At 63.1% G+C, this 16737-nt stretch carries 13 protein-coding genes; 9 read left to right on the top strand and 4 right to left on the bottom strand.

From position 1 onward, the window contains the following. Positions 1-49: 49 nt before the first annotated feature. Positions 50-976: a carbohydrate kinase gene (locus tag ASE60_RS02135; RefSeq protein WP_057248075.1), complete on the top strand. Its 927-nt coding sequence runs from the start codon at positions 50-52 to the stop codon at positions 974-976. 15 nt (positions 977-991) lie between these two features. Here ASE60_RS02135 and ASE60_RS02140 read toward each other — a convergent pair whose 3' ends face one another. The 4 genes from ASE60_RS02140 to ASE60_RS02155 form a co-directional block, all read right to left on the bottom strand. Next, on the bottom strand, positions 992-1207 hold the full coding sequence (locus ASE60_RS02140; RefSeq protein WP_057248076.1) for a helix-turn-helix transcriptional regulator: 216 nt from the start codon (positions 1205-1207) through the stop codon (positions 992-994). Positions 1208-1210: 3 nt separating this feature from the next. Beyond that, positions 1211-1765 carry a DUF2975 domain-containing protein gene (locus ASE60_RS02145; RefSeq protein ID WP_057248077.1) on the bottom strand — a complete coding sequence of 185 codons (555 nt, stop codon included), beginning with the start codon at positions 1763-1765 and terminating at the stop codon, positions 1211-1213. A 299-nt stretch (positions 1766-2064) separates the two neighbouring features. Beyond that, positions 2065-3690: a glucose-6-phosphate isomerase gene (gene pgi, locus ASE60_RS02150; RefSeq protein ID WP_057248078.1), complete on the bottom strand. Its 1626-nt coding sequence runs from the start codon at positions 3688-3690 to the stop codon at positions 2065-2067. Positions 3691-3830: 140 nt separating this feature from the next. Further along, positions 3831-5531 (bottom strand): long-chain fatty acid--CoA ligase, encoded by a 1701-nt coding sequence (locus ASE60_RS02155; protein ID WP_057248079.1) that lies wholly within the window; start codon positions 5529-5531, stop codon positions 3831-3833. 339 nt (positions 5532-5870) lie between these two features. Between ASE60_RS02155 and ASE60_RS02160 the strand changes: the two genes are divergently transcribed. From ASE60_RS02160 to ASE60_RS02200, 8 genes are all read left to right on the top strand, one after another. Continuing rightward, on the top strand, positions 5871-7094 hold the full coding sequence (locus ASE60_RS02160) for an MFS transporter (protein ID WP_057248080.1): 1224 nt from the start codon (positions 5871-5873) through the stop codon (positions 7092-7094). Positions 7095-7281: 187 nt separating this feature from the next. After that, on the top strand, positions 7282-8448 hold the full coding sequence (locus ASE60_RS02165) for an AI-2E family transporter (protein ID WP_057248257.1): 1167 nt from the start codon (positions 7282-7284) through the stop codon (positions 8446-8448). A 326-nt stretch (positions 8449-8774) separates the two neighbouring features. Beyond that, a complete protein-coding gene (kdpF, locus tag ASE60_RS02175; RefSeq protein ID WP_057248082.1) occupies positions 8775-8861 on the top strand; it encodes a K(+)-transporting ATPase subunit F in 87 nt (28 codons plus the stop codon). Positions 8862-8882: 21 nt separating this feature from the next. After that, on the top strand, positions 8883-10592 hold the full coding sequence (kdpA, locus tag ASE60_RS02180) for a potassium-transporting ATPase subunit KdpA (RefSeq protein WP_057248083.1): 1710 nt from the start codon (positions 8883-8885) through the stop codon (positions 10590-10592). Positions 10593-10605: 13 nt separating this feature from the next. After that, the gene (gene kdpB / locus ASE60_RS02185; RefSeq protein ID WP_057248084.1) at positions 10606-12723 is read left to right on the top strand and encodes a potassium-transporting ATPase subunit KdpB; all 2118 of its coding nucleotides are present in this window, start codon (positions 10606-10608) and stop codon (positions 12721-12723) included. 2 nt (positions 12724-12725) lie between these two features. Then, positions 12726-13316, top strand: a complete 591-nt coding sequence (kdpC, locus tag ASE60_RS02190; RefSeq protein ID WP_057248085.1) for a potassium-transporting ATPase subunit KdpC — start codon at positions 12726-12728, stop codon at positions 13314-13316. Beyond that, a complete protein-coding gene (locus ASE60_RS02195) occupies positions 13317-16013 on the top strand; it encodes a sensor histidine kinase KdpD (RefSeq protein ID WP_057248086.1) in 2697 nt (898 codons plus the stop codon). Further along, positions 16010-16702: a response regulator gene (locus ASE60_RS02200; protein ID WP_057248087.1), complete on the top strand. Its 693-nt coding sequence runs from the start codon at positions 16010-16012 to the stop codon at positions 16700-16702. The genes ASE60_RS02195 and ASE60_RS02200 overlap by 4 nt, the downstream gene beginning before the upstream one ends. Positions 16703-16737: the final 35 nt, after the last annotated feature.

A 16737-nucleotide genomic window follows, 5' to 3' on the forward strand; every position in this document is an offset into this window, starting at 1 on the left:
TGAGTTTTCGTTTTTAAATCGATTGAAGTCCATCGAGGAGGAAGAGCCGATGATCGTATGTTGCGGAGAAGCGCTGATCGACATGCTGCCGCGGGACACGGCCGCGGGCGAGAGCGCGTTTGCGCCCTATGCCGGCGGAGCGATCTTCAACACGGCAATCGCGCTCGGGCGCCTTGGCATCCAGACCGGTTTCTTCACGGGCCTCTCCGACGACATGTTCGGCGATATCCTGCGCGAAACGCTGAAGGCGGCGAATGTCGATTTCGGTCCGTGCGCGACGCTTTCGCTGCATACGACGCTTGCCTTCGTTAAGCTCGTCAATGGCCATGCAAGCTACGCCTTCTTTGATGAAAACACGGCAGGCCGGATGATCACGTCAGAGCACCTGCCGGCGCTTGGCGATTTCTGCGAGGCGCTGCATTTCGGTGCGATCAGCCTGATCCCCGAGCCCTGCGGCTCGACCTATGAAGCCTTGATGACGCGCGAGCACGAGAAGCGGGTCATCTCCTTCGATCCGAACATCCGGCCCGGCTTCATCCGGGACCGCGAGGCACATCTCGCCCGCATGAACCGCATGGCGGCGATGTCGGATATCATCAAGTTCTCCGACGAAGATCTTGCCTGGTTCGGCATGGAAGGCAGCCACGACGACCTTGCCGCCGAATGGCTGAAGCGCGGACCGAAGCTGGTGCTGATCACCAAGGGCGCCGATGGCGCCGTCGGCTACACGGCGCGCCACAAGGTCGAAGTTGCGGGCGAGAAGGTCACGGTGGTCGACACTGTCGGCGCCGGCGACACGTTCGATGCCGGCGTGCTGGCATCCCTCAAGCTCGGCGGTCTCCTGACCAAGGCCGATGTCGCCGATCTCAGCGAAACTGCCGTTCGCAACGCGCTGGCGCTCGCCGCCAAGGCCGCCGCGGTCACCGTCTCGCGCGCCGGCGCGAACCCGCCGTGGAAGCACGAAATCGGCCTCTGAGTCATTTTCTCTGGCCTACTCTTCCTGTTCCGGGCGGTATTCCAGGATATCGCCCGGCTGGCATTCCAGCACGGCGCAGATCTTCTCCAGCGTATCGAAGCGCACGCCTTTCACTTTTCCCGATTTCAACAGCGAGATGTTCTGCTCGGTGATCCCCACCTGCTCGGCGAGATCGCGTGAGCGGACCTTGCGCTTCGCCAGCATCACATCGAGATTGACGACGATCGGCATCCGCTAGACGAAGCTCCTGTTCTCCGCCTCGACCCCCGACGCGATGACCAGGACGTGGCCGAGACCGACGACGAGCCCCGCCATCAGCAGCACGATGATAGCGCCGCCACTGATATCGAAGACCACCGCATGTCCCGTGGTGCCCGGGTTGTCGTAGGTGACAGCCAGGATGCCGATGCCATTGCTGATCGTCATGCATAGTGCTCCCGCAAGCGCCGTCAGCCCCACGCGCCGCAACAGCACGCCATTGCGGCTGGTGAGAATCTCGCCGCGCTGGAAGCCGTCGAACAGCTGCCACGCGAAGGCGAGGCCGGCGATGACGAGCGCATTGTTGATCGCGGTCAGGAAAATGACGGTGGCGATGGCGCGGTAGGAAAGGGTGATTACCTCCACGCGGGGAAAGACGACGTCGCGAATGCCCTGCTCGAAGCCCTGCCTGTCAAAGAAAATCTGCCAATGCGCATAGACGACTGCCGAGCAAAACAGTGCGCCGCTCAACACCACCATGAGCTTCATGAAGCGACTGAGCTTGCGCAGCCTCTCGGCGGTTTCCGTCATAAAAATTCCCTTATCGTTTGGCTTGTGTTTTTATCGTAAAACAATAAGTAATTCTCGTCAATTGTGATTTTGGTGTCGTGCCATGCCTCTTCGATTTCTCAAAAATCCCTGCCTTTTCCTGCTGTTGAATACTATCTTCCGGTCCTATCAGAATCTCGATCTGATGCAGGTGCTGAAACCGGCGGGCGCCACGGTGCTGCCGGCCTGCGCTATATGATAAGGCCCGAGGCGCGATCTGCGCTTCGGGCCTTATCGTTTGACGCGATGCGGTTCAGGATGGAACCGCTTGGGGATGCTCCTCAGCGAGCGGCCTTCAGCAACGCTGCGACCAGACCTGCGGTTGAAGAATCGTGGCCGGCAGCGCTTTCCTTACCTTCGACAACAGGAAGCAGGCCGGTTGCCAGCTCCTTGCCGAGTTCGACGCCCCACTGGTCGAAGGAGTTGATGTTGAAGAGCGCGCCTTCGACAAAGACGCGGTGCTCGTAGAGCGCGATCAGACGGCCGAGCGCGAACGGGTCGAGCTGGTCGTAAACGATCGTCAGCGACGGGCGGTTGCCGGTGAAGACGCGGTGCGGCGCGATCTTGTCAGCCTTGACGTCGGCCATGCCCTTGGCGGTGAGCTGCGCCTTGGCCTCAGCCAGGGTACGCCCCTTCATCAGCGCCTCGGATTGCGCCAGGCAATTGGCAATCAGCAGTTCGTGCTGGTGGCGCAGGTTCTTTTCATGGCCGTTTGCCGCGATCATGAACTCGGCCGGGATGATGTCCGTGCCCTGGTGGATGAGCTGGTAGAAGGCGTGCTGGCCATTGGTGCCGGGTTCGCCCCAGACGACCGGGCCGGTTGAATACTCCACAGGGGTGCTGTCGAGCGTTACCGCCTTGCCGTTCGATTCCATGTCGAGCTGTTGCAGATAGGCAGGGAAGCGCGACAGACGCTGGTCATAGGGCAGGATCGCGCGCGACGGGTAGCCGAGCACGTTGCGGTTATAGAAGCCGAGAAGGCCGAGCAGGACGGGAATGTTCTTGCGGATCGGGGCGGTGCGGAAATGCTCGTCGATGGCATGGCCGCCATCGAGGAAGCGCCCGAAATTCTCCTTGCCGATGGCGATCATCAGCGGCAGGCCGATCGCGGACCAGATCGAGTAGCGGCCGCCGACCCAATCCCAGAAACCGAAGACGCGGGCCTGGTCGATGCCGAAGGCGGCGACCTTGTCGAGCGCCGTCGAGACGGCAGCGAAGTGGTGGCCGACGGCGACCTCGCCGAGCTTGTCGGCGATGAAGGCGCGGGCGGTCGCGGCATTGGTCATCGTCTCGATCGTCGTGAAGGTCTTCGAGGCGATGATAAAGAGCGAGGTTTCCGGATCGACGAGCTTCAGCGTGTCGGCGATGTGGGCGCCGTCGATGTTGGAGACAAAGTGAAGGCGCGGGCCGTCATGGAAGGGCGCGAGAGCCAGCGTCGCCATGACCGGGCCAAGGTCGGAGCCGCCGATGCCGATGTTGATGACATCGGTGATCTTCTTGCCGGTGGCGCCTTTCAGCGCGCCCGAGCGGATGCCGTCGGCAAAGGCGCCCATGGCGTCGAGCACGCCGTTGACGTCGGGCATCACGTCCTTGCCGTCGACGAGGATCGCGCGGTTGCCGCGGTTGCGCAGCGCCGTGTGCAGCACGGCACGCTCCTCGGTGATGTTGATGATGTCGCCGCGGAACATGGCGTCCCGCTTCTCCTCGACCTTGGCCGCCTTGGCTAGCGCTTCGAGGCCGTCAAGCACCCTGTCATTGACGGCGCATTTCGAATAGTCGAGCAGCAGGTCGCCGAGCGTGGTGCTGAAGCGCTGGAAGCGTTCGGCGTCGCTGGCGAAGGCAGCGCGGATATCGGTTGCGTTGGTCTCAGAGGCGGTTGCTTTGAGTTGGTCGACAAGCGCTTTCATCGCAGGGCTCCTTGTGTCGGACAGGGGTGTCGGACAATCGCCTGCGTAGCTATTCGCTTTAAGCCGCTCAAATCAAGCCCGCAAAACCGCCGAAGTGGCGGTTTTCAGGATTTATTAAATCGTTTGAATTTTGGACTAATTCAGCCGCGCAGGTCTTTACGCAGGATCTTGCCGACATTGGTTTTCGGCAGCTCGGTGCGGAATTCGACGTAACGCGGGCGCTTGTAGTTGGTGAGGTTGGCGGCGCAGTGGCGCTTCACGTCGTCCTCCGTCAGCGCCGGATCCTTCTTGACCACGAAGAGCTTGACGGCCTCGCCGGAATGCTCGTCGGGAACGCCGATCGCGGCGCATTCGAGAATGCCCGGATGGGTCATCGCTACTTCCTCGATCTCGTTCGGGAAGACGTTGAAGCCGGAAACGAGGATCATGTCCTTCTTGCGGTCGACGATCTTGACTAGGCCGTCCGTGTTCATGAAGCCGATATCGCCCGAGCGGAAGAAACCGTCCGGCGAGATCGCCTTGGCTGTTTCATCCGGCCGCTGCCAGTAGCCGGCCATCACCTGCGGGCCGCGAATGCAGATCTCGCCGACTTCGCCAATCGGCAGCGTGTTGCCCAGGTCGTCGCGGATCTCGACTTCGGTCGAAGGGATCGGCATGCCGATCGTGCCGGTGAACTCGGTCGCGTCGAGGATGTTGGCCGTTGCTACCGGCGAAGTCTCCGACAGGCCGTAGCCTTCGGCAATCGAGCAACCGGTCATCTGCTTCCAGCGTTCGGCGACCGGACGCTGGATCGCCATGCCGCCACCGAAGGTCAGCATCAGCGACGAGAAATCGAGCTTCTGGAACTCCGCATTGTTCATCAGCGCGTTGAACAGCGTGTTGAGGCCCGGGAAGATATTGGTCTTGTGCTTGCCGAGCTCCTTGACGAAGCCCGGAATGTCGCGCGGGTTCGGGATCAGGATGTTGTTGCCGCCGGTGGCAAGGCCCATCAGCGAATTCACCGTCAGCGCGAAGATGTGGTAGAGCGGCAGCGCGCACATGAAGACGAGATTTTCCGGGCGGGCGCGTGAGCGGAACGCCGTGTGGAACCAGATCTCCATCTGCGCCATGTTGGAGAGCAGGTTCGAATGGGTGAGTGTTGCGCCCTTCGAAACACCCGTGGTGCCGCCAGTATACTGCAGGAAGGCGACGTCGCTGGGAACAACGTTCGGCTTCGTCAACTTGGCTCGGCCGCCCTTGGCGAGCACGTTTTTGAAGGAGAGGTGACCGGGGATCGACCAGGCGGGAACCAGCTTCTTGACGCGACGGACCACGAGATTGACGATCGCGCCCTTGAGGCCCAGCATGTCGCCCATCGTTGCGACGACGACGTGCTTGACCGAGGTCTTGTCGGCCACCTGCTGCACCGTATGCGCGAAGTTTTCCAGAACGAAGATCGCCTTGGCGCCGGAATCGACGAGCTGGTGCTGCAACTCGCGCGGCGTATAGAGCGGGTTGACGTTTACGACGGTAAAGCCGGCTCTAAGAATGCCGTAGACGATGACGGGGTTCTGCAGGATGTTCGGCATCATCACGGCGACACGGTCGCCCTTGACGAGGCCGAGAGATTGCAGCCAGGCACCGATCTTGGCGGATTCGGCATTGAGGTCCGCAAAACTCAGCGTCTTGCCCATGCAGGTGAAGGCTGGGCGGGTCGAATAGCGGGCGACGGCGTGGTCGAAAAATTCGCCGATCGATTTATAGGGCAGGGGGCCGATTTCGGCGGCTATGCCGGGTGGATAGGATTTCAGCCAGATCTTGCCTGGGCTGGTACCCGTTTGTTGTGCGCTGACTTCCACCATGACCTCTCTCCCTCTGGTCGCCACAGGCTGGCCTGCTCGCGGCCTGAGAAAATCCCTCCTGACCTTCTCATGCCGATGAAGATGATGCTTTTGAGACACCTCTTCAAGCTGAGATTCGGGATTATATAACTTTGACGTAAACGTCAACTGAGCTTACGGTTAACGGGCGCGGATTGCGCCCTTGAAAAAGTATGACGAGAGCTGCAAAGCCTTTGCCTGCTAGGGCAAAACACTGTATTGCATTGCAGCATATCCCTGTTGGTTCGATCCAACATCCGCCGACATATCCCCCAGATTCTTCTCCGGTCCGCTCGGGCCGGACGACGCAGGCCATTGCTCATGTGTGACGAAGCTTGTTCTTCCGCCGTCGAACCGCGCCGTGCCCGTGTTTCTGCTGCCGAAGTGGCGCTTGCAGTCGGCGGCTTCGGGATCGGCACCGGCGAGTTCGCGATCATGGGTCTCTTGCCGCAGGTCGCTGAGGATGTCGCCGTTTCGGTGCCGCGGGCAGGGGCAGTGATCAGCGCCTATGCTCTCGGCGTCGTCGTCGGCGCGCCGCTGATCGCGGTGCTTGCTGCCCGCTTCTCCCGCTTCCGCGTGCTGCTCGCGCTGATGCTGGTTTTCGCCGTCGGCAATTTTGCAAGCGCGATCGCACCGGATTTCTACACGCTGATCGCCGCGCGCTTCTTCGCCGGCCTGCCGCATGGTGCGTATTTCGGTGTGGCCGCCTTGGTGGCCGCCGGCCTCGCGGCGCCGAACCAGCGGGCGCGCGCAGTCGGCCGGGTGATGATGGGGCTGACGATCGCAACCCTCTTCGGCACGCCGCTTGTCGCGTGGTTCGGCCAGGCGCTCGGCTGGCGGTCCGCTTTCGCCATCGTCGGCGCCATCAGCCTTTTGACCGTGGCGCTGACCTTCGTCCACGTGCCGCGCGACAAGGGCAATCCGAAGGCAACGCCGCTTCGCGAGCTCGGCGCGCTTGGCAAGCTGCAGGTCTGGCTGATGCTTGGCATCTGCGCCATCGGCTGCGGCGGCATGTTCGCAGTCTTCAGCTACATCACGCCGGCGCTGACCGAGGTCGCAGGTGTTTCTCTTGCCAATGTGCCGGTCATGCTCTCGGTCTTCGGCGCCGGCATGATCCTCGGCAACATCGTCGGCGCGCGACTGGCCGATTGGGCGCTGCTGCCGGCAATCGGCATCGCCATCGTCTTCAACATCTTCGCCTATGTGCTTTTCTATTTCACCATGGGCAATCCGTGGATCGCGATCGTCAACGTGCTCTTCATCGGCGGCGGTTTCGCCGTCGTGCCGGGCGTGCAGACCCGGCTGATGGATGTCGCCGGCGAGGCACAGACGCTTGCCGCCGCCCTTAGCCATTCCGCCTTCAATCTCGCCAACGCGCTTGGCGCCTGGCTCGGCGGTGCCTCGATCGCTGCAGGCTATGGCTGGACCTCCACAGGCCTCGTCGGCGCCGTTCTCGGCGTTGCCGGCTTCGGCATCTTCCTCGCATCCGTCTTTGTCGATCGCGCTCAACCGGCCGGCATGCGTGCCAAGCCTGCGGCGGAATGACCGATCAGGCCGAAAGAAAGCCTGGGGATCTTGAACCCTCCTAAATTTTTCTGTCATGTCCCGCCGCTAGCGTCAGTTATCGCCCTCAAACTACCGTAAAGCAGGGGCAAAGGGCCGCGCTTGGCGCTGCAAAGGCTGGCAAGGCCTCTGGATTGTTGTAAGCTCGTCGAAAGACGGAGGATCATTGGTGCAATTGGGCAATCGCGAACGAGAAAACTTCGCCGTGGAGCCACGGCTTCTCGGGCACACCGCGATTTCGCGCCATGCCCTCGTTGGACCGATGACGGCTGCCCGCTGGATGCTGGTCTTCGTTCTTCTTGCCGGCGTTTACTTTTTCCACGGTTTCCTCGTCCCGGTTCTGGCCGCCGTCGTCATCGGCTTTGCCAGCTGGCCGATCTATCGCCGGCTGCTTGCCGCCGTGAACGGCAACCGCACGCTTGCGGCCACCATCGCCATCGTCTGCGTCATCTCCTTCATCGTCGTGCCGATTTCTCTTGCTGCCGTCTATGCGGTGGACGAAGTGCGCGACTGGGTCGTCTGGGCCGTCGAGACCAATGCCAACGGTGCCGTGGTTCCCGCCTGGCTGACCAGCATTCCGATTGCCGGCGTTTGGCTTGGCGAACAATGGGTCAAGCATGTCGGTCATCCGGGTGCGCTCGGGGAACTGGTCCAGTTGGTCAGCGGCTCCAACATCGGCAACATCTACCGCGGCGTCCTCGTCGTCGGCGCGTCGACCTTTCACGCCTTCCTGACGCTGCTCTTCATGCTGATCACGCTGTTCTTCGTCTATCGTGATGGCCAGTCCTTCTCCGGCCAGCTCGACCGTCTCGGCGAACGCATCTTCCCGATGCGCTGGGAGCGCTTGTCGCGCGTCGTGCCAATGACGATCAGCTCCACAGTCACCGGCATGGGCATCATCGCCATCGGAGAAGGCATAGTTCTCGGCGTCGCCTACTGGCTCGCCGGCGTTCCGTCGCCGGTCACGCTCGGCATCATCACCGGCCTGATGGCGCTTGTTCCTGGTGGTGCGCCGCTGTGCTTCTCGCTGGTCTCGGTCTATCTCGTCGCCAGCGGTTCGCCGGTTCACGGCATCGCGCTGTTTGCCTGGGGCACGACCGAACTCTTCATCGTCGACAAGACGCTGCGTCCGCGCCTCGTCGGCGGGCCGATCAAGCTTCCCTTCCTGCCGACCTTCTTCGGCCTCGTCGGCGGCGTGAAGACCATGGGTTTCCTCGGCCTCTTCGTCGGCCCGGTGCTGATGGCGCTGCTGGTTGCCATCTGGCGCGAGTGGATGCGTGAAGTCACCACCCCCACCCCCACCGACACGACCGTCAACCACATCATCAAGGGCTGAGTCACCAATGGCTGAGCCGCCGGTTGCCTGGGCGCGGCCGGTGAGACCGTCTCCCTGTTTCATTGGAAACGCGAGATGATCCGATGCCTCGTATCTGCGCTTTCCGCCTCTCTCGGAATGTCGTCGGCGGGCGTCTTTATCTTTTCCTTACACCCCCTCCCAACCATCGCAATCGATAATTGACCCTGAGCGGACGCAAGATCCGGACTTCAATAGTCCGGAGTATTTTTGCATGTCCGATGTTCTTTTCCTTGCCGCCGGCATCGGCGGCTTTGTCGTGTTTGCGCTTTATGCGCGCGCGCTGAGCCGTCTTTGAGGAGGGCGTCATGTTCGAAGCCCTGATTGGTCTCGCAGTCGCCGTCGCCCTTGCGGCCTATCTCGTCGTCACCCTCGTTCGCCCCGAACGATTCTGACGCCCTTCGCGGAGAAATCTCATGTCTATCATCGGGTGGCTGCAGATCAGCCTCCTCTTCATCGCCGTCCTGATCGTCATCAAGCCGCTGGGGCTTTACATGGCGCGGGTCTTCTCCGGTGAACGCAACGTCTTTTCACCTGTCCTCGGTCCTGTCGAGCGCGGTCTTTATCTCGCCGCCGGCGTCGATCCGAACAAGGAGCAGGGCTGGCTCGCCTACGCGATGTCGATGCTCGCCTTCAGCCTTGCAGGCTTCGTTTCTCTCTATGCGATTCTGCGGCTGCAGGCTTACCTGCCGATGAACCCGCAGGGTTTTGCCGGCATGCCATCCGATCTCGCCTTCAACACGGCTGTCAGCTTCGTCACCAACACCAACTGGCAGAACTACGGCGGCGAAACCACGCTCAGCCATTTCAGCCAGATGGCGGGGCTGACGGTGCATAACTTCGTGTCGGCGGCGACCGGCATCGCCATGGCGCTCGCCGTGACCCGCGCCTTTGCCCGCTCGAACGCCTCAACCGTCGGCAATTTCTGGGTCGATCTCACCCGTTCGACCCTCTACGTGCTGTTGCCGATCGCCGTCGTCATGGCGCTTGCCATGGTCTGGACCGGCCTGCCGCAGACCTTCCACGCGGACCTCACCGCAACGACGCTCGAAGGCGCCAAGCAGACGATCTCGCTCGGCCCGGTCGCGAGCCAGGAGGCGATCAAGCAGCTCGGCACCAATGGTGGCGGCTTCTTCAACGTCAACGCCGCCCACCCGTTCGAAAACCCGACGGCCCTCTCCAATTACCTCAACATCTTCGCGATGCTGTCGATCTCGGCCGCCCTCGTCTACACCTTCGGCCAGATGGTCGGTAACCGTCGCCAGGGCTGGGCCTTCATCGCCGTTACCGGCATCCTTTTGATATCGGGCGTCGCGGTGGTCTACTGGGCGGAAGCGCAGGGCAACCCGATCCTGACGACACTCGGTCTCGATGCTGCCCAGGGCAACATGGAAGGCAAGGAAGTCCGTTTCGGCCAGGCGATGACGGCGCTCTATGCCGCGGTCACCACCGGCCTGTCGGATGGCGGCGTCAACGGGATGCACGGCTCGCTCACCGGTATCGGCGGTCTTGTACCGATGTTCCTGATGCAGCTCGGCGAAGTTCTGCCTGGTGGCGTTGGGTCCGGTCTCTACGGCATGGTCGTCTTTGCCATCCTCGCCGTCTTCGTCGCCGGCCTGATGGTTGGCCGCACGCCGGAACTGCTCGGCAAGAAGATCGAATCTCGCGAGATGAAATACGCGATGTTCGCGGTCCTCATCCTGCCGGTGACGATCCTCGGCTTTGCCGCCGTCTCCGCCATGCTGCCTTTTGCCGTCGCAAGCATCGGTACCGCAGGCCCGCACGGCCTGTCGGAAATCCTCTATGCCTTCACTTCGGCTGCCGGCAACAACGGCTCGGCCTTTGGTGGCCTTACCGGCAATACGCCCTGGTACAACACCACGCTTGGTCTCGCCATGCTGCTCGGTCGCTTTGCCTATGCGGTGCCCGTCATGGCGATCGCCGGCTCGATCGCGGTCAAGACCCGTGTACCGGCCTCCAAGGGCACCTTCCCGACCGACACGCCGCTCTTCGTCGGCCTGCTCGTTGGCATCATCCTCATTCTCGGCGGGCTGCAGTTCTTCCCGGCGCTCGCTCTCGGTCCCATCGTCGAGCATTTTTCCATGCTTGCCGGCCAGACCTTCTAAAGGAATTCGACACATGTCTTCCAAACCAGTTGCTCCAAGTCTGCTGGATCCGGCAATCCTCCTGCCGGCTGTCAAGGCGGCCTTCGTCAAGCTCGATCCACGCCAACTCGTGCGCAACCCGGTGATTTTCGTCACCGAAGTGGTTGCGGCCGTGGTCACTGGCCTCTTTGTCCGCGATCTTATGACCGGCACCGGAAGCCCGCTCTTCTCCGGGCAGATCGCCGCCTGGCTGTGGTTCACCGTGCTCTTCGCCACCTTTGCCGAGGCTGTCGCAGAAGGCCGCGGCAAGGCTCAGGCCGACAGTCTGCGGCGCACCAAATCCGAACTGACGGCACGCAAGCTCGTATCGGCCGAGGGTCGCGAAACCCAGACGATCCCGGCGACCTCGCTGAAGGTCGGCGACGTCGTGCTGGTCGAAGCCGGGGAACTGATCCCCGGTGACGGCGACGTCGTCGAGGGTGTCGCTTCCGTCAACGAAAGCGCGATTACCGGTGAATCGGCTCCTGTCATTCGTGAATCCGGCGGCGACCGTTCGGCCGTCACCGGCGGCACGCAGGTGCTTTCCGACTGGATCAAGGTCCGTATCGGCGTTGCGCCCGGCAATACCTTCGTCGACCGCATGATTGCGCTGATCGAGGGTGCACAGCGCCAGAAGACCCCGAACGAGATCGCGCTGTCGATCCTGCTCTCGGGCCTGACGCTGATCTTCCTCGTGGCCGTCGTCACACTCTGGGGGCTCGCCGGCTATTCCGGCACTCTGCTGTCGGTTACCGTGCTGTCTGCGCTGCTCGTCACGCTGATCCCGACCACCATCGGTGGGCTGCTCTCGGCGATCGGCATCGCCGGCATGGACCGTCTGGTCCGCTTCAACGTCATCGCCACCTCTGGCCGTGCAGTTGAAGCCGCCGGCGACGTCGATACGCTGCTGCTCGACAAGACGGGTACGATCACCTTTGGCAACCGCATGGCCGCCGACTTCATGCCGGTGCCGGGTGTCACCGAGGCAGAGCTTGCCGACGCAGCGCTGCTTGCGAGCCTTGCGGACGAAACGCCCGAGGGGCGTTCGATTGCAGCGCTTGCGACGGGTGAATTCGGCCGCCAGGCGCCTGCCGTTTCGCTTCCCGCGTCCGGAAAGGGTGAAGTCGTCGCGCTTGCCGTTGGCGGTGGCACAAGCCCGGCTGGTGCGACCCGGATCGACGCTGTCATTCCCTTTGCCGCGGAAACGAGGCTCTCGGGCGTCGACTTTGGCGGCCGCCGGCTGCGCAAGGGCGCCGTCGACTCGATCCTGAAGTTCACCGGCATCCGCGACGAAAACGTGCCGAACGAATTCCGCCGCGCCGTCGACCAGGTGGCGCGCACCGGCGGCACGCCGCTTGCCGTTGCCGACGGTCCGCGCCTGCTCGGCGTCATCCATCTGAAGGACGTCGTCAAGCCGGGCATCAAGGAGCGTTTCGCCGCCCTTCGTGCCATGGGCATCCGCACCGTCATGGTGACCGGCGACAACCCGGTGACCGCCGCGGCGATCGCCTCCGAAGCCGGTGTTGACGACTTCCTCGCCGAAGCAACGCCAGAGGACAAGCTTGCTTATATCCGCAAGGAACAGCACGGCGGCCGCCTCATCGCGATGTGCGGTGACGGCACCAACGACGCGCCGGCGCTTGCCCAGGCCGACGTCGGCGTTGCCATGCAGACCGGCACGCAGGCCGCTCGCGAGGCCGCCAACATGGTGGACCTCGATTCCAGCCCGACGAAGCTCATCGAGATCGTCGAAATCGGCAAGCAGCTCCTGATGACCCGCGGTTCGCTGACGACCTTTTCGATCGCCAACGACGTGGCGAAGTACTTCGCCATCATCCCGGCGCTGTTCATCACCACCTATCCGGCGCTCGCCGCACTCAACGTCATGAACCTCGGCTCGCCGCAATCGGCGATACTCTCGGCGGTCATCTTCAACGCGCTGATCATCGTCGCGCTGATCCCGCTAGCGCTGAAGGGTGTCAAGTATCGGCCAGTCGGTGCCGCAGCGCTCTTGCGCCGCAACCTCCTCGTCTACGGTCTCGGCGGCATCCTGTTGCCCTTCGCAGGTATCAAGCTCGTCGATCTCGCCGTCAACGCACTCAATCTGGTGTAACCATGCTGAACCAACTTCGCCCTGCCATCGTGATGACATTGCTCCTGACGCTCATCACCGGGCTTGCCTATCCCTTCGCCATCACCGGCATGTCGCAGGTGCTGATGCCGGCACAGGCAAACGGCAGCCTCATCGAGAAGGACGGTGCCCTGATCGGTTCCGAGCTGATCGGTCAGAACTTCACTTCCGACAAGTATTTCTGGCCGCGCCCATCGGCGACCGGACCGGAAGCCTACAATGCCGGCGCCTCGAGTGGCTCCAACCTTGGCACGACCTCGGTCAAGCTGAAGGATCGCGTCGCCGCCGACGTCGAGCGACTGAAGACCGCCGGCCTTGCCGGCGAAATTCCCGCCGACGCGGTGACGACGTCAGGCTCCGGCCTCGATCCGCATATCACGCCGGCTTTTGCCCAGGCGCAGGTGGCCCGCATTGCCAAGGCGCGCGGTCTCACCGAAGCCGATGTTACCGCGCTGGTTGACAAGGCAACGGAAGGCCGTCTGCTCGGGGTCGTAGGCGAGCCGCGCGTCAATGTGCTAGAACTCAATCTGGCCCTTGATGCGCCCGAACCTGATATCTCACGCCTGAGACGATGAATGCCCGACAGTGAACGCGACGCCAAAAGTCGCCCGGACCCAGACGCACTGCTTGCCCTTGCCGCGCAGGATCGCCGAGGAAAGCTGACAGTTTTCCTCGGCGCAGCCCCCGGCGTCGGCAAAACCTATGCGATGCTGACGCGGGCCCGCCGGCTCAAGCAGGACGGCGTCGATATCGTCATCGGGCTTGTCGAAACCCATGGGCGCAGCGAGACCGCCGCGCTCATTGAGGATCTGGAAATCTTGCCGCGCCGCGATGTGAACCATCGCGGCCGCGTGCTGTCCGAGTTCGACCTGGATGCGGCCCTTGCCCGACGTCCCAAGATCATCGTCGTTGACGAACTCGCTCACAGCAACCCGGCTGAATGCCGGCATCCGAAGCGCTATCAGGACATCGAGGAACTGATCGCTGCGGGCATCGATGTCTGGACGGCGCTCAATATCCAGCACCTCGAAAGCCTTTCGGACATCGTCGCGCAGATCGCCGGGGTACCGGTGCGCGAGCGGGTGCCGGATACGGTGCTGAAGCGCGCCGACGAGGTGCTGCTCGTCGATCTGCCGCCGGCCGAACTGATCGAGCGGCTAAAGGAAGGCAAGGTCTATCTGCCCGACAGCGCCAAGCGTGCTGTCAATCGCTTCTTTCGCCTCGGCAACTTGACGGCACTGCGCGAACTGGCGCTCAGGCGCACGGCCGACCGGGTCGACGACCAGATGGTCGACTACCTCAAGCAGAATGCGATCGAAGGCGTTTGGGCGAGCGGCGAGCGCCTGCTCGTCTGCATCGGGTCCGATGCGCTTTCCGAGAAGGTGGTCCGCACCGCAAGCCGGCTGGCAGAGGGATTGAACGCTCCCTGGATTGTCGTCTTCATTGAGCGCGCCGACCGTGAGAGCGGCGATGGTGAGGATGTGCGCCGGCTCGACGAGACCTTTCGTCTTGCCGAACAGCTTGGCGCCGAGACGCGCCGCATCATCGGCAACGACTTCGTCGAGGAGATCTTGAAGCTTGCGCGTCGCGAACATGCGACGCAGATCGTCATCGGCGCGCGCCGCCAGTCCTTTCCGATGCGGCTGTTCCGCCAGTCGCTTCCCGACGCCTTGGCCGAGCGCGTGTCCGGCGTCGGCATTCATCTCGTCACCGATCGTGAGACGGTGCCAACCAAGCGACGGTCCGCTGCGAAGAGGACGCTGCCGCCCGGAACCGCGCGCGCCGTTGGCATCGCCGCCGGGTCAGTGGCTGTGTCGACGGCAGTCGGCCTTTTGCTCGGCCACTTCGTCGTCCTGCCCAACATTTCGCTGCTTTATCTGCTAGCAGTGCTCGCTTCGGCGACCTATGCCGGCCACATCTCGGCGATCGCCGCCTCGCTGTTTTCGGTGCTCGCCTACAACTTCTTCTTCATCAAGCCCACCGGTACCTTCACCATTGCCGAGCCGCACGAGGTTTTTGCACTGGTCATCTTCCTGGTCGCCGCTGCCCTTGCCGGCAGCCTCGCATCGCGGGTGCGCGAACAGGCGAAGACCGCCCGCCGGCGCGCCGCAGCGACCCAGGCGCTCTACGATTTCTCCCGCAAGCTTTCCGGCACCGCCAAGGCCGACGACGTGCTTTGGGCGGCGGTGACGCAGATGCAGACCACACTCAGGCGCAGCTCGGCGCTGTTGCTGCCGGAGGAGGGCGACCTGCAATTGAAGGCTGCCTGGCCGCCGGATACCGAGCTCGATGTCACCGATATCATGGCGGCGCGCTGGGCGATGGACAAAAGGGAGCCGGCCGGCAATGGTACGGGCACCCTGCCCAACAGCCCGTTTCATTTCCGCCCTCTGACCAGCCCGCACGGTGTCGTCGGCGTCTGCGGCTTCGTTCAGGCGGATAAGCCGCTTGAAATCAACGAGGAGCGCGCGCTGGCGGCGATCCTCGACCAGACCGCGATCGCTGTCGACCGGGCGCGTCTGTCGCGCGAAAGCCTGGACCAGGCGGCGAAGCTCGAAGGCGAGCGCTTTCGTGCGGCCCTCCTGTCGTCGATCTCCCATGACCTCCGGACGCCGCTTGCGACCATCACCGGCGCGGTCACCAGCCTGCGCCAACTCGGCGACCGCATGCCGCCGGAAAGCCGCGATGACCTGCTGCAGTCGATCGAGGAGGAGGGAGCGCGCCTGACGCGCTTCGTTGCCAACCTGCTCGACATGACCCGCATCGAAGCGGGCACCGTCAACGCCAAGCGCGACTGGGTCGACGTCGCCGACGCAGTGCGGGCGTCCGTCGATCGTGCCCGCAAGTACTTTCCCGAGCGCGAGATCGAAACCAGCATCGCGCCGGACCTGCCTTTGATGCGCGGCGACAGCGTGCTTCTCGGGCAGGTGCTTTTCAACCTGCTCGACAACGCCAACAAATACGGCGGCGACGAGCCGATCAGCATCTATGCCCGCTCGGACGGCAACGAGATCGTGCTGTCGGTGACCGACCTCGGCAGGGGCATTGCGCCGAAGGATCTCGAGCAGGTCTTCGAGAAATTCTTCCGCCGCGGCAAGGCGGATGGCCGTACGCCAGGGACAGGCCTTGGGCTGTCGATCGCCAAGGGCTTCGTCGAGGCCATGGGCGGGCAGATCAAAGCGGAAAGCCCGGCGCTTCGCCGCCGCGGCACGCGCATTTCCATGCGCTTTCCTGCCGCCAAGGCCGAAATCTCCGAAAAGGACAGTGCATGAGCGTGGAGCGTATCCTCGTTGTCGACGACGAACCGCAGATCCAGCGTTTCCTGAAGCCCGCATTGAGCGCTGCCGGCTATGACGTGCTGGAGGCCATGACCGGTGCCGAGGCATTGAAGGCGGCCGCAACGACGGCGCCGGACCTCGTCATCCTCGATCTCGGCCTGCCCGATATGGACGGCAAGGAGGTCATCGCAAACCTGCGTGGCTGGTCCCAGGTGCCGATCATCATCCTGTCAGCCCGCGACCGTGAAAGCGAAAAGATCGCCGCGCTCGACCTTGGCGCCGACGATTACATTGAAAAACCCTTCGGCATCGGCGAGCTGACCGCCCGCATCCGCACGGCACTGCGTCACCGCATCCAGATGGAGGGCGGCCAGACGCAGCTTTCTGCCGATGGCGTATCGATCGACACCATCAAGCGCGTGGTGACGAAGGATGGCGAGCCGGTGCGGCTGACGCCGAAGGAATATGATCTCTTGGTGATGCTGGCGCACCATGCCGGCCGTGTCGTCACCCACAAGACGCTGCTGACCTCGGTCTGGGGCGTCGCGCATGGCGAGGACCTGCACTATCTCAGAGTCTTCATCGGTCAGTTGCGCGGCAAGATCGAGCGTGACCCGGCCGACCCGAAGATCATCCGCACGGAGCCGGGCGTCGGCTACCGCTTCGTCGGCGACGACGGTTGATGGCGGGCTGCCGTCAAAGAGCGGCAGCCGCTGAT

It is taken from the genome of Ensifer sp. Root278 (assembly GCF_001429285.1).
Taxonomy (GTDB): domain Bacteria; phylum Pseudomonadota; class Alphaproteobacteria; order Rhizobiales; family Rhizobiaceae; genus Ensifer.

Excerpts from the sequence above, each read along its gene's own strand:
- kdpB (WP_057248084.1), top strand. The coding sequence starts at position 10,606 with ATGTCTTCCAAACCAGTTGCTCCAAGTCTGCTGGATCCGGCAATCCTC.
- ASE60_RS02145 (WP_057248077.1), bottom strand. The coding sequence starts at position 1,765 with ATGACGGAAACCGCCGAGAGGCTGCGCAAGCTCAGTCGCTTCATGAAG.
- ASE60_RS02160 (WP_057248080.1), top strand. The coding sequence starts at position 5,871 with ATGTGTGACGAAGCTTGTTCTTCCGCCGTCGAACCGCGCCGTGCCCGT.
- ASE60_RS02140 (WP_057248076.1), bottom strand. The coding sequence starts at position 1,207 with ATGCCGATCGTCGTCAATCTCGATGTGATGCTGGCGAAGCGCAAGGTC.
- pgi (WP_057248078.1), bottom strand. The coding sequence starts at position 3,690 with ATGAAAGCGCTTGTCGACCAACTCAAAGCAACCGCCTCTGAGACCAAC.
- ASE60_RS02195 (WP_057248086.1), top strand. The coding sequence starts at position 13,317 with ATGCCCGACAGTGAACGCGACGCCAAAAGTCGCCCGGACCCAGACGCA.
- kdpA (WP_057248083.1), top strand. The coding sequence starts at position 8,883 with ATGTCTATCATCGGGTGGCTGCAGATCAGCCTCCTCTTCATCGCCGTC.
- kdpC (WP_057248085.1), top strand. The coding sequence starts at position 12,726 with ATGCTGAACCAACTTCGCCCTGCCATCGTGATGACATTGCTCCTGACG.
- ASE60_RS02135 (WP_057248075.1), top strand. The coding sequence starts at position 50 with ATGATCGTATGTTGCGGAGAAGCGCTGATCGACATGCTGCCGCGGGAC.
- ASE60_RS02155 (WP_057248079.1), bottom strand. The coding sequence starts at position 5,531 with ATGGTGGAAGTCAGCGCACAACAAACGGGTACCAGCCCAGGCAAGATC.
- ASE60_RS02200 (WP_057248087.1), top strand. The coding sequence starts at position 16,010 with ATGAGCGTGGAGCGTATCCTCGTTGTCGACGACGAACCGCAGATCCAG.
- kdpF (WP_057248082.1), top strand. The coding sequence starts at position 8,775 with ATGTTCGAAGCCCTGATTGGTCTCGCAGTCGCCGTCGCCCTTGCGGCC.